This window comes from Enterobacter cloacae complex sp. 385G4 (assembly GCF_057320665.1).
Window position 1 is genome coordinate 261,837 of sequence record NZ_JBXWDD010000003.1, and the last position, 15,852, is coordinate 277,688.

The window sequence follows — 15,852 nt, forward strand, 5'->3', positions numbered from 1 at the left end:
AGTGTGGATGCGGGTGAATGTTAGAATACTCACAGACCCGCAAGGTAAAATTTATACGGCACTGCCGTTGGAGAATGTTATGACCGATTTAACTGCAAGCAGCCTGCGCGCGTTGAAGCTGATGGACCTGACCACCCTGAACGATGACGACACCAATGAAAAAGTCATCGCCCTGTGCCATCAGGCAAAAACGCCAGTGGGTAACACCGCCGCCGTCTGTATCTACCCGCGCTTTATCCCGATTGCCCGCAAAACGCTGAAAGAGCAGGGCACGCCGGACGTGCGCATTGCAACCGTGACTAACTTCCCGCACGGCAATGACGACATTGAGATTGCGCTGGCGGAAACCCGCGCGGCAATTGCCTACGGTGCAGACGAAGTTGACGTGGTGTTCCCGTACCGCGCGCTGATTGCCGGCAACGAGCAGGTCGGTTTTGACCTGGTGAAAGCCTGTAAAGACGCGTGTGCGGCGGCAAACGTGCTGCTGAAAGTGATCATCGAAACCGGTGAGCTGAAAGAAGAGGCCCTGATTCGTAAGGCGTCAGAAATCTCCATCAAAGCCGGTGCGGATTTCATCAAAACCTCTACCGGTAAAGTGCCGGTCAATGCCACGCCGGAAAGCGCGCGCATCATGATGGAAGTTATCCGCGATATGGGCGTGTCCAAAACCGTGGGCTTCAAGCCTGCGGGCGGCGTACGTACCGCGGAAGACGCGCAGCAGTTCCTGGCGATTGCCGACGAACTGTTTGGCGCTGAGTGGGCTGACTCCCGCCACTACCGCTTCGGCGCGTCCAGCCTGCTGGCAAGCCTGCTGAAGGCGCTGGGTCACGGCGACGGTAAGAGCGCAAGCAGCTACTGATTGCCAGACAATGCCGGATGACGCTTCGCTTATCCGGCCTACAGGATCGCAGGGCGGGTAAGCGTACCCGCCGCCATTCACCCGATTCCGCATGGGGGTTACCGTGTTTCTCGCACAAGAAATTATTCGTAAAAAACGTGATGGTCTTGCTTTAAGCGACGAAGAAATTCGCTTCTTCATCAACGGCATTCGTGACAACACCGTCTCAGAAGGGCAGATTGCGGCTCTGGCGATGACCATTTTCTTCCACGATATGTCGATGCCTGAGCGCGTGTCGCTGACCATGGCGATGCGAGATTCAGGAACCGTTCTGGACTGGAAAAGCCTCAACCTCAACGGCCCGATTGTGGACAAACACTCCACCGGCGGCGTGGGTGATGTGACTTCGCTGATGCTCGGCCCTATGGTGGCAGCCTGCGGCGGTTATGTTCCCATGATCTCCGGGCGCGGCCTGGGCCACACCGGCGGTACGCTCGACAAACTGGAAGCCATTCCGGGCTTCGATATCTTCCCGGATGACAATCGCTTCCGCGATATTATTAAAGACGTTGGCGTGGCGATTATCGGCCAGACCAGCTCTCTTGCTCCGGCAGACAAGCGTTTTTACGCGACGCGTGATATTACCGCCACCGTAGACTCCATCCCGCTGATCACCGCCTCTATCCTCGCCAAAAAACTGGCGGAAGGGCTGGACGCGCTGGTGATGGACGTGAAGGTGGGCAGCGGCGCGTTTATGCCGACCTATGAACTCTCTGCTCAGCTTGCCGAAGCGATCGTTGGCGTCTCCAACGGCGCGGGCGTGCGCACCACCGCGCTGCTGACCGACATGAACCAAGTGCTGGCCTCCAGCGCCGGTAACGCGGTTGAAGTCCGCGAAGCCGTGCAGTTCCTCACAGGTGAATACCGTAACCCGCGCCTGTTCGATGTCACCATGGCGCTGTGCGTTGAGATGCTCATCTCCGGCAAGCTGGCCAAAGACGACGCGGAAGCCCGCGCGAAGCTTCAGGCGGTGCTGGACAACGGCAAAGCGGCGGAGATCTTTGGCCGCATGGTGGCGGCGCAGAAAGGCCCGACCGATTTCGTCGAAAACTACGCGAAATACCTGCCGACCGCGATGCTCAGCAAAGCTGTTTATGCGGATGGCGAAGGTTTTGTCTCCGCCATGGACACCCGCGCGCTTGGTATGGCTGTTGTATCTATGGGCGGCGGTCGTCGTCAGGCATCGGACACCATTGATTACAGCGTCGGCTTTACCGACATGGCCCGTCTGGGCGACAGCGTCGACGGCCAACGTCCGCTGGCGGTGATCCACGCGAAAGACGAAGCCAGCTGGCAGGACGCGGCGAAAGCGGTGAAAGCGGCAATATCTCTTGACGATAAAGCACCGGAAACCACACCGACGGTCTATCGTCGTATCACTGAATAGCGGTATACTGATCTGATCGCATTTTTATGAAGCACTAAGTACGGAGAACAATTATGAAACGTGCATTTATTATGGTGCTGGACTCATTCGGCATCGGCGCAACCGAAGATGCAGAACGTTTTGGTGACGTGGGTTCCGATACCATGGGTCACATCGCGGAAGCCTGTGCAAAAGGCGAAGCGGACAACGGTCGTAAAGGCCCTCTGACTCTACCTAACCTGACCCGCCTCGGGCTGGTAAAAGCACATGAAGGCTCTACCGGTAAAATCGCAGCCGGTATGGACGGCAACGCGGAAGTGGTGGGCGCCTACGCCTGGGCGCACGAGCTCTCTTCCGGGAAAGATACCCCGTCCGGTCACTGGGAAATCGCCGGCGTGCCGGTGCTGTTCGACTGGGGCTACTTCTCCGATCACGAGAACAGCTTCCCGCAGGAGCTGCTCGATAAGCTGGTGAAGCGTGCCAACCTGCCGGGCTACCTCGGTAACTGCCACTCTTCCGGCACCGTGATTCTGGATCAGCTCGGCGAAGAGCACATGAAAACCGGCAAGCCGATTTTCTACACCTCTGCTGACTCCGTGTTCCAGATTGCCTGCCACGAAGAGACGTTTGGCCTGGATAAACTCTACGAACTGTGCGAAATCGCCCGTGAAGAGCTGACCGAAGGCGGCTACAACATTGGCCGCGTTATCGCACGTCCGTTTATCGGCGACAAAGCGGGTAACTTCCAGCGTACCGGTAACCGTCATGACCTGGCCGTTGAGCCACCGGCGCCAACCGTGCTGCAGAAGCTGGTTGACGAGAAGGGCGGTCACGTGGTGTCCGTGGGCAAAATAGCGGATATCTACGCCAACTGCGGTATCACCAAAAAAGTGAAAGCGACCGGTCTGGATGCGCTGTTCGATGCCACTATCAAAGAGATGAAAGAAGCGGGCGATAAGACCATTGTCTTCACCAACTTCGTGGACTTCGACTCCTCCTGGGGCCACCGTCGCGATGTAGCCGGTTATGCTGCGGGCCTGGAGCTGTTTGACCGCCGTCTGCCGGAGCTGATGGAGCTGGTGGGGGAAGATGACATTCTGATCCTGACCGCAGACCACGGCTGTGACCCAACCTGGACCGGTACCGACCACACCCGTGAGCATATTCCGGTACTGGTGTACGGCCCGAAAGTGAAGCCGGGCTCGCTCGGTCACCGTGAAACCTTCGCGGACATCGGCCAGACCATTGCGAAATACTTTGGTACGTCTGACATGGAATATGGCAAGGCCATGTTCTAAACGGATTGGGTGCGGCCTGATGCCCTCACCCCGGCCCTCTCCCACAGGGAGAGGGAGAACAGAATGTAGGCCGGGTAAGGCGTAGCCGCCACCCGGCAAAAACAACAATGTAAAAGGAACTGAAGATGGCAACTCCTCACATTAATGCAGAAATGGGTGATTTCGCTGACGTCGTATTGATGCCGGGCGACCCGCTGCGCGCGAAGCACATTGCAGAAACCTTCCTCGAAGACGTGCGTGAAGTGAACAACGTTCGCGGCATGCTGGGCTTCACCGGTACCTATAAAGGCCGCAAAATCTCCGTTATGGGCCACGGCATGGGTATCCCGTCCTGCTCCATCTACACCAAAGAGCTGATCACCGATTTCGGCGTGAAGAAAATCATCCGCGTAGGCTCCTGCGGTGCGGTGCGTATGGACGTTAAGCTGCGTGACGTGGTGATCGGCATGGGCGCATGTACCGACTCTAAAGTTAACCGCATCCGCTTTAAGGATCATGACTTTGCGGCAATCGCTGACTTTGACATGGTGCGTAACGCGGTTGACGCGGCAAAAGCGCTGGGCGTTGACGCGCGCGTGGGCAACCTGTTCTCTGCCGATCTGTTCTACTCGCCAGAAGGCGACATGTTCGACGTGATGGAAAAATACGGCATCCTGGGCGTGGAAATGGAAGCGGCCGGTATCTACGGCGTGGCGGCTGAGTTTGGTGCGAAAGCGCTGACCATCTGCACCGTGTCTGACCACATCCGTACCCACGAGCAGACCACCGCTGCCGAGCGTCAGACCACCTTCAACGACATGATCAAAATCGCGCTGGAATCCGTTCTGCTGGGCGATAAAGAGTAATTCTGTCTCTTCCCTCCCTCTCCCTGTGGGAGAGGGCCGGGGTGAGGGCACCAAACCGCACTTAGCGCACGGCCTGTGCAATCCACGCCGACAGCTCCCGCAGCTCTTTTTCCTGCTCCGGAAAATCCCCTGTCAGCGCGTCGCACTCCTGCTGCAGCATATCCGCCCGATACAAACAGCCCTGCAAACGAGCCGCCAGCGCCTCTAACGGTGCCGGGTTCAGGCTATCGGTAAACACCTGCGTACGGGTAATGTGGCCTTTCTCCACGTCAAAGTGCAGCTCCACGCCGCCCCAGGTAAAACGCTCATCCAGCAGATGGGAAAACGCAGGCGCCTGACCGAAGTTCCATTCCCAGCTGCTCTGGCGTGCAAAGGTTTCGGCGAAGTTGGGCAGATCCGGGGTCTTATCCGGCGAAATCACTTCCGCATCCACGCGCTCGCCGTAATGTTCAAAGAACGCTTCACGGATCGCGTCGCAAATCTGCTCGTGCGTAATCCCCGGCAGCAGCTCCACCAGATTCGCCACGCGTCCGCGCACGGAGGTAATGCCCTTAGCCTGGAGCTTTTTCTTATCAGGATTTAGGTAGTTCGCCAGACGGCTCAGGTCGGCGTTCAGCAGCAGGGTGCCGTGGTGGAACCCGCGATCCATCGTTTCGCGGTAGGCGGAGCCGGAGATCTTGCGGTCGCCCTCGGGCGTTTTGACCACGAGATCGTTCCGCCCCGAGGCTTCAGCCGTCACGCCTAGCGCATTGAGCGCGTTGAGCACAATAGACGTAGAGATAGTTTTGTCGTATTCCGGTTTTCCCGCCATAAAGGTAAAGCAGGTATTGCCCAGATCGTGAAACACCGCGCCGCCGCCGCTGCTCCTGCGTGCGAGACGGACGTTGTCCTCTTCCATACGCCGGGTATTGCACTCTTTCCACGGGTTTTGCGCGCGGCCGATGACCACCGTATCGGCGTTACGCCAGAGAAACAGGACGCGCTGGGTGGCGGGCATCTGGCGGAAGATGCACTCTTCAACCGCGAGATTAAACCAGGGATCGTGAGAGTCAGAGATAAGCAGGCGTAACGTCGTCATGGCAGAGTTCCTTTTCCATATCTTTCGCCTACTTTATCACTATTCCTTCTTCTCGCTCTCTTCGTCTTCGGGAACCGACCTGCTGGCGGTCAGCAGGAACGGCGACTGCTGCCAGCGGGTACGCTTGCCCTGAAGCAACGTGCGCGCCAGCACGACGCCAATCGCCAGCGAGAGTAACAGCATCAGGCGCAGAATATTGGTGGTGTTATCCACCTGCTTAGCTTCTGTTGGCAGGGTATGGGTATCCAGCGTCAGGCGCAGATACCCCAGCGGGCCATTTTTACCCTGAACGGGTTCGACAATCTGCTGGTTGAAATAGCCTCCGGCTTTTTTGCCGTCCAGCGCCAGCCTGTCGCGCACGTCGACGTGCTCACCGGCGCGGGCAATCAGGTCGCCTTTTTCATCGTACACGCCCGCATCCAGAATGCGGCTGTTTTCCGTGAGCTGACGCAAGACCTGGCCTATCCGCTTATCGTCCGGCGTTTCATTGCGCATCAGGGGCGCAACGTTGAGCGTCACCTGACGCGCCAGGGTACGGGCCAGCTCTTCAAACTGCGGGTTGCGCTGCCGCTGATGATTCTGGCTAAACCACGATGCCCCTTGCATCAATGCGACTAACAGTGCGAGACAGATCAGGACAATCACGGCGCGATGAAGCCGGAATTTCAGTTTTGCGCGAGCCATATTCCACCTGCTGAAAATTTAGGGCTTAATGTTGCCAGAAGTGTTGGTTACAGGGTAGCCTCATGCGTTATTTTCCCTCTGGAACCTTCCGGCGCGAACAAAATTACAGGAGCTTTAATGCCGAACATTACCTGGTGTGACCTGCCAACGGATGTCTCTTTATGGCCAGGATTGCCGCTCTCGTTAAGTGGCGATGAGGTGATGCCTCTGGATTACCACGCTGGCCGTAGCGGCTGGCTCCTCTATGGACGCGGTCTGGATAAGCAACGCCTGACCCAGTATCAAACCAAACTGGGCGCGGCGATGGTCATTGTTGCCGCCTGGTGCGTGGAAGATTACCAGGTCATTCGCCTCGCGGGTTCCCTGACGCAGCGCGCCACGCGTCTGGCGCATGACGCCGGGCTGGACGTAGCGCCTCTCGGCAAAATTCCGCACCTGAAAACGCCGGGTCTGCTGGTGATGGACATGGACTCCACCGCTATTCAGATCGAATGTATTGACGAGATTGCTAAACTGGCAGGCAGCGGCGAGCTGGTGGCGGAAGTCACCGAGCGTGCGATGCGCGGCGAGCTGGACTTCACCGCCAGCCTGCGCCAGCGCGTGGCGACCCTGAAAGGGGCCGATGCTAACATCCTGCGCCAGGTGCGCGACGTGCTGCCGCTGATGCCGGGGCTGACGCAGCTGGTGCTGAAGCTCCAGTCCCTCGGCTGGAAAGTGGCGATCGCCTCCGGTGGCTTTACCTTCTTTGCGGATTATCTACGCGAGAAACTGCATCTGACCACGGTGGTCGCTAACGAGCTGGAAATCATGGACGGCAAGCTGACCGGCCAGGTGATCGGCGATATCGTGGATGCCCAGTACAAAGCCAATACCCTGACGCGCCTGGCGGAAAAGTATGAGATTCCGGTCGAGCAGACCGTCGGCATTGGCGACGGCGCGAACGATCTGCCAATGATCAAAGTGGCTGGCCTTGGCATTGCCTACCATGCCAAACCAAAAGTGAATGAAAAGACGGAAGTCACTATCCGTCACGCTGACCTGATGGGGGTGTTCTGCATTCTCTCCGGCAGCCTTAATCAGAAATAATGAGGTAAACCGTGGCGAAAGCTCCAAAACGCGCATTTGTCTGTAATGAATGTGGTGCGGATTATCCGCGCTGGCAGGGGCAATGCAGCGCCTGTCATGCCTGGAACACCATCACCGAAGTGCGTGGTGTGGCGGCTTCGCCGAGCGTGGCCCGCAATGAGCGCCTGAGCGGCTATGCGGGCAATGCAGGCGTGTCGAAGGTGCAAAAGCTTTCTGATATCAGCCTGGAAGCGCTGCCGCGCTTTTCCACCGGCTTCAAAGAGTTTGACCGCGTGCTCGGCGGCGGCGTGGTGCCGGGCAGCGCGATTCTGATCGGCGGTAACCCGGGGGCGGGGAAATCGACCCTGCTGCTGCAAACGCTCTGCAAGCTCGCCGAACAGATGAAAACCCTGTACGTGACGGGTGAAGAATCCCTCCAGCAGGTGGCGATGCGCGCGCACCGCCTGGGCCTGCCGACCGGCAATCTGAACATGCTGTCGGAAACCAGCATCGAGCAGATCTGCATGATCGCCGAAGAAGAGCAGCCGAAGCTGATGGTGATCGACTCCATTCAGGTGATGCACATGGCGGACATTCAGTCCTCGCCGGGCAGCGTGGCGCAGGTGCGTGAGACCGCCGCTTACCTGACGCGCTTTGCCAAAACGCGCGGCGTGGCGATTGTGATGGTCGGCCATGTGACCAAAGATGGCTCTCTGGCGGGTCCGAAGGTGCTCGAACACTGTATCGACTGCTCGGTGATGCTCGACGGCGACGCGGATTCCCGCTTCCGCACCCTGCGCAGCCACAAGAACCGCTTCGGCGCGGTGAATGAGCTGGGTGTGTTTGCTATGACCGAGCAGGGGCTGCGCGAGGTCAGCAACCCGTCGGCCATCTTCCTGAGCCGCGGCGATGAGATCACCTCCGGCAGTTCGGTAATGGTGCTGTGGGAAGGGACGCGCCCGCTGTTGGTTGAAATTCAGGCGCTGGTGGATCACTCGATGATGGGTAACCCGCGGCGCGTGGCGGTCGGTCTGGAGCAGAACCGCCTGGCGATCCTGCTGGCGGTGCTGCACCGTCACGGCGGACTGCAGATGGCGGATCAGGATGTGTTCGTCAATGTGGTTGGCGGGGTGAAAGTCACTGAGACCAGCGCAGACCTGGCGTTGCTGCTGGCGATGGTCTCCAGCCTGCGCGACAGACCGCTGCCGCAGGATCTGGTCGTCTTCGGTGAAGTGGGTCTGGCCGGGGAAATCCGTCCGGTGCCCAGCGGCCAGGAGCGTATCTCCGAGGCGGCAAAGCACGGCTTCCGCCGCGCGATTGTTCCGGCCGCCAACGTGCCGAAAAAAATCCCGGAAGGGATGCAGGTCTTTGGCGTTAAGAAACTCGCAGATGCGTTAAATGTCTTTGACGACTTATAATTACGTATTCGATTTTGCAGGAGGCACCGTAATTTATGTCATCATTTGACTACATCAAGACCGCGATCCGCCAGAAGGGCTGCACGCTGCAGCAGGTGGCGGACGCCAGCGGCATGACCAAAGGCTACCTGAGCCAGTTGCTGAACGCCAAAATCAAAAGCCCCAGCGCGCAGAAGCTTGAAGCGCTGCACCGCTTTCTGGGGCTGGAGTTCCCGCGAATGCAAAAGAACATCGGCGTGGTGTTCGGCAAGTTTTATCCGCTGCATACCGGGCATATCTATCTGATCCAGCGCGCCTGTAGCCAGGTTGACGAGCTGCACATCATCATGGGCTACGACGAAACGCGCGATCGCCAGCTCTTTGAAGACAGCGCCATGTCGCAGCAGCCCACCGTACCGGACCGCCTGCGCTGGCTGCTTCAGACCTTTAAGTACCAGAAAAACATTCGCATTCATGCCTTTAATGAAGAGGGCATGGAGCCGTATCCGCACGGCTGGGACGTGTGGAGCAACGGCATCAAAGCGTTTATGGAAGAGAAGGGCATTGCACCTAACTGGATCTACACCTCTGAAGAGTCCGACGCGCCGCAGTTCCGCGAGCATCTGGGCATCGAGACGGTGCTGATCGACCCGAAACGCACCTTTATGAACATCAGCGGGGCGCAGATCCGCGAGAACCCGTTCCGCTACTGGGATTATATTCCGACCGAAGTGAAGCCGTTCTTCGTGCGTACGGTGGCTATTCTGGGCGGCGAGTCGAGCGGTAAATCAACGCTGGTCAACAAGCTGGCGAACATCTTCAACACCACCAGCGCGTGGGAGTATGGACGCGATTACGTCTTCTCTCACCTCGGCGGCGACGAGATGGCACTGCAGTATTCCGACTACGATAAAATCGCGCTCGGGCACGCCCAGTACATTGATTTCGCGGTGAAATACGCCAACAAGGTGGCGTTTATCGATACCGATTTCGTCACCACCCAGGCGTTCTGTAAAAAGTACGAGGGGCGCGAGCACCCGTTCGTGCAGGCGCTGATTGACGAATACCGCTTTGACCTGGTGATCCTGCTGGAAAACAACACCCCGTGGGTGGCCGACGGCATGCGCAGCCTGGGCAGCTCGGTGGACAGGCGCGAGTTCCAGACCATGCTGGTGGAGATGCTCAACGAGAACAACGTTGAGTTTGTGCATGTGGAAGAGTCGGATTATGACACCCGCTTCCTGCGCTGCGTCGAGCTGGTGAAGGAGATGATGGGGGAGCAGGGGTAATAACTTCCCCCTCGCCCTTTTGGGGTGAGGGGGGAATACCTCAGAACTCAACCACTACCTTCCCGCGCATATGCCCCGCCAGCACCTTACGGTGCGCTTCGGTAATGCTTTCCACGCTCAGCCCGTGCAGGGTTTCGCTGAGCGAGCTTTCCACCACGCCGTTATCCACCAGCTTCGCCACCTCATTTAAGATCTCACCCTGACGCGCCATATCAGCCGTCTTGTACATGCTGCGGGTGTACATAAACTCCCAGTGCAGGGCGGCGGATTTGGACTTCAGCTTGTCCTGGTTCAGCGGATGCTCATTCTCCACGATGGAACAAATATGCCCCTGCGGCGCAATCAGTTCGCTGACCGCATCCCAATGCCCGTCGGTGTCGTTGAGGATGAAAATATAATCCACGAAGGTAAGCCCCTGCTTCGCCAGCTCGCCTTTTAGATCGCGGTAGTTGACCACTACGTCAGCACCGCGATCGCGGCACCATTGGGCGGAATCTTCTCGTGAAGCGGTTGCGATAATCTTCACCTTGCTGTTGTGCTTCGCAAACGGGATCGCCAGCGATCCCACGCCGCCTGCGCCGCCGATGATCAGCAGGGTTTTGTCCGCTTCGGCGTCCTGAATATGCAGCCGTTCAAACAGACCTTCCCACGCGGTGAGCGCAGTTAAGGGTAGCGCAGCGGCTGCCGCCCAGCCGAGGCTGGCAGGCTTGTGGCCGACAATGCGCGCATCTATCAGCTGATGAGTGGTATTGCTGCCCGGGCGGGTGATGTCGCCCGCGTACCACACCTCATCACCTGGTTTGAAGCCGGTGACGCCAGCTCCTGCGGCTTTGACGACCCCGCTGGCATCCCACCCCAGAATTCGCGGCTCGTTCAGCCCATTTTTGGCGATGCCTGCGTGCACTTTGGTATCAACCGGGTTAATCGATACGGCTTTCACCTCTACCAGCAGATCGTGTTCGCCAGGCGTCGGCATTGGCGGTGTGATTTCAATGAAGGTGGACGGATTTTCTGGGTTAACGGCAATGGCTTTCACTGACATGGTGTGCTCCTCAATGGAATGCGTTTTGTTGAGGCTAGTCTATTAAGTGGCCAGCCGCATGATAAGATGGACAATCATGAACTCAGCGTTCGTACAGGGTGAACAATCATGTTTAAACAGCTTCAGGATATGGCGCTGTTTGCGCTGGTGGCGGAGATGGGCAGTTTTACCGCGGCGGCGCAGAAAGCTGAGCTGCCGAAATCCAGCGTCAGCCAGCGAATCAGCCAGCTGGAGCAGCAGGTGGGGATCCGTCTGCTTAACCGCACCACGCGCAGGATCAGCCTGACGTTCGCTGGCGAGCACTATCTGGTGCACTGTCGCGAGATGCTGGCGGCCAGCGAGCGGGCGGAGTACGCCATTCAGCGCCTGCGTGAAAACCCCAGCGGCCGTCTGCGTATTACCTGCCCGGCGGGGATCGGCGCGACCCTGCTGGCGCATATGAATGCCGAGTTTCAGCTTCGCTATCCTGACGTGTCGCTCGATGTATCGATCTCTGACGACGTGGTGGACCTGGTCGAGTCCGGTTTTGACGTGGCGCTGCGCACCGGCAAGCCGCAGGACTCCTCTCTGATAGGCAGAATGATCGGGCACTGCCCGCGCTACATGCTGGCCTCGCCGGACTACCTGGCACGCCGCGAGCCGTTAATCCATCCCCGACAGCTGGTGGAGCACCGCTGTATTACGCACCGGGCGTGGTCGGAGTGGCTGCTGCGAAGCGAGGGTGAGGATTACCGCTACCTGCCGGACAACGGCCACATGACCGATAATCTGGTGTACGCCCGCGAATGCGCGATTGCCGGGGCGGGGATCACGCTGTTACCCGCATTTCTGCTGGAAGATAAGATCGAAAAGGGGGTGTTGGTTCAGGTGCTGCCGGAATGGCGCGTTGAAGGTAACGATCTCTGGCTGGCCTATCCGAGCCGGAAGCTCAATTCGCCTGCGCTGATGAGCTATATCGACTTTGCGATGCAGTTTGACGAGGTGAAGCGGTATTACGTGGATAAATAAAAAAGCCGGGTAAGGCGAAGCCGCCACCCGGCAGTCGGGCACTTATTTCGCAATACGCTTGTACTTAATACGCTTCGGCTCCAGCGCGTCTGCGCCCAGCGTGCGTTTTTTGTACTCTTCGTATTCGGTGAAGTTTCCTTCGAAGAACTCCACTTTACCTTCGTCCTGGTAGTCCAGGATGTGGGTCGCGATACGGTCCAGGAACCAGCGGTCGTGCGAGATAACCATGGCGCAGCCCGGGAACTCCAGTAGGGCGTTTTCCAGTGCACGCAGGGTTTCGATATCCAGGTCGTTGGTCGGTTCATCGAGCAACAGAACGTTACCGCCCACCTGCAGCAGCTTCGCCAGGTGCAGACGACCACGCTCGCCGCCGGACAGCTCGCCCACGCGTTTGCCCTGGTCGGTGCCCTTAAAGTTAAAGCGGCCAACGTAGGCGCGGCTTGGCATCTCGGTGTTGCCGATACGCATGATATCCAGACCGCCGGAGACTTCTTCCCACACGGTTTTGCTGTTATCCATCGCGTCACGGAACTGGTCTACGGAGGCCAGCTTCACGGTTTCACCCAGGGTGATTGAGCCGCTGTCTGGCTGTTCCTGACCGGACATCATACGGAACAGGGTCGATTTACCCGCGCCGTTCGGACCGATGATGCCGACGATAGCGCCTTTCGGTACGGAAAAGGTCAGATCGTCGATCAGCACGCGGTCACCGTAGGACTTACGCAGGTTGGTCACTTCAACCACTTTATCCCCCAGACGTGCTCCAGGCGGAATAAACAGTTCGTTGGTTTCGTTACGTTTCTGGTATTCGGTGTTGTTCAGCTCTTCAAAGCGTGCCAGACGGGCTTTGCCCTTAGACTGACGGCCTTTCGCGCCCTGACGAACCCACTCCAGCTCTTTCTCGATAGACTTGCGACGGGCCGCTTCCTGAGACGCTTCCTGCGCCAGACGCTGATCTTTCTGCTCCAGCCAGGAAGAGTAGTTGCCTTCCCACGGAATACCTTCACCGCGGTCCAGCTCCAGGATCCAGCCGGCGACGTTGTCGAGGAAGTAACGGTCGTGGGTAATTGCTACAACGGTGCCTTCGAAGTCGTGCAGGAAGCGCTCCAGCCACGCCACGGATTCCGCATCCAGGTGGTTGGTCGGTTCGTCGAGCAGCAGCATGTCTGGTTTTTCCAGCAGCAGGCGGCACAGCGCCACGCGGCGGCGTTCACCACCGGAGAGATTCGCGATTTTCGCATCCCAGTCCGGCAGACGCAGGGCATCCGCCGCGCGCTCCAGTTGCACGTTCAGGTTGTGACCGTCGTGCGCCTGGATGATCTCTTCATATTTGCCCTGCTGAGCGGCCAGTTTGTCGAAGTCCGCATCCGGCTCGGCGTATTTGGCATACACTTCATCCAGACCTTTCAGCGCGTTAACCACTTCGGATACCGCTTCTTCAACGGATTCACGTACGGTGTGTTCCGGGTTCAGTTGAGGTTCCTGCGGCAGGTAGCCGATCTTGATGCCTGGCTGCGGACGGGCTTCACCTTCGATGTCTGTATCGATGCCGGCCATGATGCGCAGCAGGGTGGACTTACCGGCACCGTTGAGACCCAGCACACCAATTTTTGCGCCCGGGAAGAAGCTCAGCGAGATATTTTTAAGAATATGACGTTTCGGCGGTACAACTTTGCCGACACGATGCATGGTATAAACGAATTGAGCCACGTGGACTTCGCCTCTTTTATCGTAAATGAGAAGGAATTTCAGCCTCGAAGTGTAGCCTTTTTCACGCCCTAATCCCAGCCAGGAACGTCGGGAGTGTTAAAACGCGCAAGAAAGGTAAAAAAGTGTCCATGACGTGGCGCGTTGCTGGATGCCTGGTTAGCATAAGTTGTTGTGACTTTGACGTGGCAAGACGCTGCAATTGACGAAAAAACAATGAGGAAGAGCTTGTGGAAAAAGCCAAACGGGTGGTCTGGCGTCTGCTGGCTGCCAGCGTATGCGTAATGGCGGTAAGCCAGGCGGTGCATGCCGATTCACTGGATGAACAACGTAACCGCTACGCCCAGATTAAACAGGCGTGGGACAACAAGCAGATGGATACCGTGCAGGCGCTGATGCCGACGCTCAAGGATTATCCGCTGTATCCGTATCTGGAGTATCGCCAGATTACCGACGATCTGATGAACCAGCCGACCGTCACCGTGAATAATTTCATTCAGGCGAACCCGACCCTGCCGCCTGCCCGAAATCTCCAGTCTCGTTTTGTGAATGAGCTGGCGCGGCGTGAAGACTGGCGCGGCCTGCTGGCGTTTAGCCCTGACAAGCCGAATACCACCGAAGCGCAGTGTAATTACTACTATGCAAAATGGGCGACCGGGCAGCAGGAAGAGGCCTGGGCCGGGGCGAAAGATCTGTGGCTGACCGGCAAAAGCCAGCCGAACGCCTGTGATTCCCTGTTCGGCGCATGGCGCGCTTCCGGCAAGCAGGATCCGCTGGCCTACCTTGAGCGCATCCGCCTGGCGATGAAAGCCGGCAACACGCGTCTGGTAACCGCGCTGGCAGGGCAGATGCCGTCCGATTACCAGACGATCTCCTCGGCGGTTATCGCGCTGGCAAACGATCCGAACAGCGTCCTGACCTTTGCCCGCAGCACGGGCTCGACCGATTTTACCCGCCAGATGGCGGCGGTAGCTTTTGCCAGCGTGGCGCGTGACGATGTCGAAAACGCGCGGCTGATGATCCCGCAGCTGGTGCAGGCGCAGCAGCTGAATGAAGATCAAACCCAGGAGCTGCGCGACATCGTGGCCTGGCGACTGATGGGCACGGACGTGACCGACGAACAGGCGCGCTGGCGTGACGATGCGATCATGCGCTCAAACTCGACCTCGCTTGTCGAGCGCCGCGTGCGCATGGCGCTGGGCACCGGCGACCGCCGTGGCCTCAACACCTGGCTCGCGCGTTTGCCAATGGAAGCCAAAGAGAAGGACGAATGGCGCTACTGGCAGGCGGATCTGCTGATGGAGCGCGGTCGTGAAGACGAAGCCAAAGAGATTCTTCACTCGCTGATGCAGCAGCGCGGGTTCTACCCGATGGCGGCGGCGCAACGGCTGGGCGAGGAGTACACGCTCAGGATAGACAAAGCGCCCGCTAACGCGAACCCCGCTCTGACGCAGGGGCCAGAGATGGCACGCGTGCGCGAGCTGATGTACTGGAACATGGATAACACCGCGCGCAGCGAGTGGGCCAACCTGGTGACCAGCCGCACCACGGATGAAAAAGCGCAGCTTGCCCGCTATGCGTTTGATAATCGCTGGTGGGATCTGAGCGTGCAGGCGACGATTTCAGGCAAGCTGTGGGACCATCTCGAAGAGCGTTTCCCGCTGGCGTATAAAGATCTGTTTGACCGCTACACCAGCGGCAAAGATATCCCGCAAAGCTACGCCATGGCGATTGCCCGTCAGGAGAGCGCATGGAACCCGAAAGTTCGTTCACCGGTGGGTGCCAGCGGGCTGATGCAAATTATGCCGGGGACGGCGACGCATACGGTGAAGATGTTCAACATTCCAGGTTACAGCAGCCCGTCACAGCTTCTCGATCCGGATACCAACATCAACATCGGCACCAGCTATTTGCAGTATGTCTATCAGCAGTTTGGCAATAACCGCATCTTCGCGTCGGCGGCGTATAACGCCGGTCCGGGCCGCGTGCGCACCTGGCTTGGCAACAGTGCAGGACGCATTGACGCAGTGGCGTTCGTGGAGAGCATTCCGTTCTCGGAAACGCGCGGCTACGTGAAGAACGTGCTGGCCTATGACGCCTACTATCGCTACTTCATGGGGCAGAAAGATACCCTGATGAGCGATGCCGAGTGGCAGAGACGTTACTGATCGGCAT

Annotated in this window: 13 protein-coding genes; 9 read left to right on the plus strand and 4 right to left on the minus strand. The window is 58.3% G+C overall.

From position 1 onward, the window contains the following. Positions 1-79: 79 nt before the first annotated feature. The 4 genes from deoC (at position 80) to deoD (ending at position 4,407) form a co-directional block, all read left to right on the plus strand. Positions 80-859 (plus strand): deoxyribose-phosphate aldolase, encoded by a 780-nt coding sequence (gene deoC / locus AC2FAJ_RS11785; RefSeq protein WP_032644972.1) that lies wholly within the window; start codon positions 80-82, stop codon positions 857-859. A 103-nt stretch (positions 860-962) separates the two neighbouring features. Further along, positions 963-2,285, plus strand: a complete 1,323-nt coding sequence (deoA, locus tag AC2FAJ_RS11790; protein WP_041911290.1) for a thymidine phosphorylase — start codon at positions 963-965, stop codon at positions 2,283-2,285. 53 nt (positions 2,286-2,338) lie between these two features. Beyond that, positions 2,339-3,562 carry a phosphopentomutase gene (gene deoB / locus AC2FAJ_RS11795; RefSeq protein WP_028015441.1) on the plus strand — a complete coding sequence of 408 codons (1,224 nt, stop codon included), beginning with the start codon at positions 2,339-2,341 and terminating at the stop codon, positions 3,560-3,562. A gap of 125 nt (positions 3,563-3,687) precedes the next feature. Beyond that, positions 3,688-4,407 (plus strand): purine-nucleoside phosphorylase, encoded by a 720-nt coding sequence (deoD, locus tag AC2FAJ_RS11800; protein ID WP_003856538.1) that lies wholly within the window; start codon positions 3,688-3,690, stop codon positions 4,405-4,407. A 61-nt stretch (positions 4,408-4,468) separates the two neighbouring features. Here the strand turns inward: deoD and lplA are convergent, their stop codons facing one another. Both lplA and AC2FAJ_RS11810 read right to left on the minus strand, forming a co-directional pair. Beyond that, positions 4,469-5,485, minus strand: coding sequence for a lipoate--protein ligase (lplA, locus tag AC2FAJ_RS11805; protein WP_222567177.1), 1,017 nt, complete (start codon positions 5,483-5,485; stop codon positions 4,469-4,471). A 39-nt stretch (positions 5,486-5,524) separates the two neighbouring features. Next, positions 5,525-6,169 carry a YtjB family periplasmic protein gene (locus AC2FAJ_RS11810; RefSeq protein ID WP_028015443.1) on the minus strand — a complete coding sequence of 215 codons (645 nt, stop codon included), beginning with the start codon at positions 6,167-6,169 and terminating at the stop codon, positions 5,525-5,527. A 117-nt stretch (positions 6,170-6,286) separates the two neighbouring features. Here AC2FAJ_RS11810 and serB point away from each other — a divergent pair, with 117 nt between their 5' ends. Genes serB through nadR form a run of 3 tightly spaced genes read left to right on the plus strand, consistent with a single transcriptional unit; the run spans position 6,287 to position 9,920 of the window. Beyond that, a complete protein-coding gene (gene serB / locus AC2FAJ_RS11815; RefSeq protein WP_028015444.1) occupies positions 6,287-7,255 on the plus strand; it encodes a phosphoserine phosphatase in 969 nt (322 codons plus the stop codon). Positions 7,256-7,266: 11 nt separating this feature from the next. Next, on the plus strand, positions 7,267-8,652 hold the full coding sequence (gene radA / locus AC2FAJ_RS11820; protein ID WP_003856523.1) for a DNA repair protein RadA: 1,386 nt from the start codon (positions 7,267-7,269) through the stop codon (positions 8,650-8,652). Positions 8,653-8,687: 35 nt separating this feature from the next. Further along, positions 8,688-9,920 carry a multifunctional transcriptional regulator/nicotinamide-nucleotide adenylyltransferase/ribosylnicotinamide kinase NadR gene (nadR, locus tag AC2FAJ_RS11825; protein ID WP_003856522.1) on the plus strand — a complete coding sequence of 411 codons (1,233 nt, stop codon included), beginning with the start codon at positions 8,688-8,690 and terminating at the stop codon, positions 9,918-9,920. A gap of 40 nt (positions 9,921-9,960) precedes the next feature. On the opposite strand, the gene AC2FAJ_RS11830 is transcribed toward nadR, so the two are convergent. After that, a complete protein-coding gene (locus AC2FAJ_RS11830) occupies positions 9,961-10,962 on the minus strand; it encodes a zinc-binding alcohol dehydrogenase family protein (RefSeq protein WP_045631121.1) in 1,002 nt (333 codons plus the stop codon). 108 nt (positions 10,963-11,070) lie between these two features. Here AC2FAJ_RS11830 and AC2FAJ_RS11835 point away from each other — a divergent pair, with 108 nt between their 5' ends. After that, on the plus strand, positions 11,071-11,970 hold the full coding sequence (locus tag AC2FAJ_RS11835) for a LysR family transcriptional regulator (RefSeq protein ID WP_222567176.1): 900 nt from the start codon (positions 11,071-11,073) through the stop codon (positions 11,968-11,970). 42 nt (positions 11,971-12,012) lie between these two features. On the opposite strand, the gene ettA is transcribed toward AC2FAJ_RS11835, so the two are convergent. Beyond that, a complete protein-coding gene (gene ettA, locus AC2FAJ_RS11840) occupies positions 12,013-13,680 on the minus strand; it encodes an energy-dependent translational throttle protein EttA (protein WP_003856515.1) in 1,668 nt (555 codons plus the stop codon). A 227-nt stretch (positions 13,681-13,907) separates the two neighbouring features. On the opposite strand from ettA, the gene sltY reads away from it, so the two are divergent. Further along, the gene (sltY, locus tag AC2FAJ_RS11845) at positions 13,908-15,845 is read left to right on the plus strand and encodes a murein transglycosylase (protein ID WP_045631123.1); all 1,938 of its coding nucleotides are present in this window, start codon (positions 13,908-13,910) and stop codon (positions 15,843-15,845) included. The last annotated feature ends 7 nt before the right edge of the window (positions 15,846-15,852 follow it).

What these genes read in the sequence shown, in the direction of transcription:
- lplA (WP_222567177.1), bottom strand. Translation starts at nt 5,485, where the DNA reads ATGACGACGTTACGCCTGCTTATCTCTGACTCTCACGATCCCTGGTTT.
- deoC (WP_032644972.1), top strand. Translation starts at nt 80, where the DNA reads ATGACCGATTTAACTGCAAGCAGCCTGCGCGCGTTGAAGCTGATGGAC.
- nadR (WP_003856522.1), top strand. Translation starts at nt 8,688, where the DNA reads ATGTCATCATTTGACTACATCAAGACCGCGATCCGCCAGAAGGGCTGC.
- AC2FAJ_RS11810 (WP_028015443.1), bottom strand. Translation starts at nt 6,169, where the DNA reads ATGGCTCGCGCAAAACTGAAATTCCGGCTTCATCGCGCCGTGATTGTC.
- deoD (WP_003856538.1), top strand. Translation starts at nt 3,688, where the DNA reads ATGGCAACTCCTCACATTAATGCAGAAATGGGTGATTTCGCTGACGTC.
- deoB (WP_028015441.1), top strand. Translation starts at nt 2,339, where the DNA reads ATGAAACGTGCATTTATTATGGTGCTGGACTCATTCGGCATCGGCGCA.
- serB (WP_028015444.1), top strand. Translation starts at nt 6,287, where the DNA reads ATGCCGAACATTACCTGGTGTGACCTGCCAACGGATGTCTCTTTATGG.
- AC2FAJ_RS11835 (WP_222567176.1), top strand. Translation starts at nt 11,071, where the DNA reads ATGTTTAAACAGCTTCAGGATATGGCGCTGTTTGCGCTGGTGGCGGAG.
- AC2FAJ_RS11830 (WP_045631121.1), bottom strand. Translation starts at nt 10,962, where the DNA reads ATGTCAGTGAAAGCCATTGCCGTTAACCCAGAAAATCCGTCCACCTTC.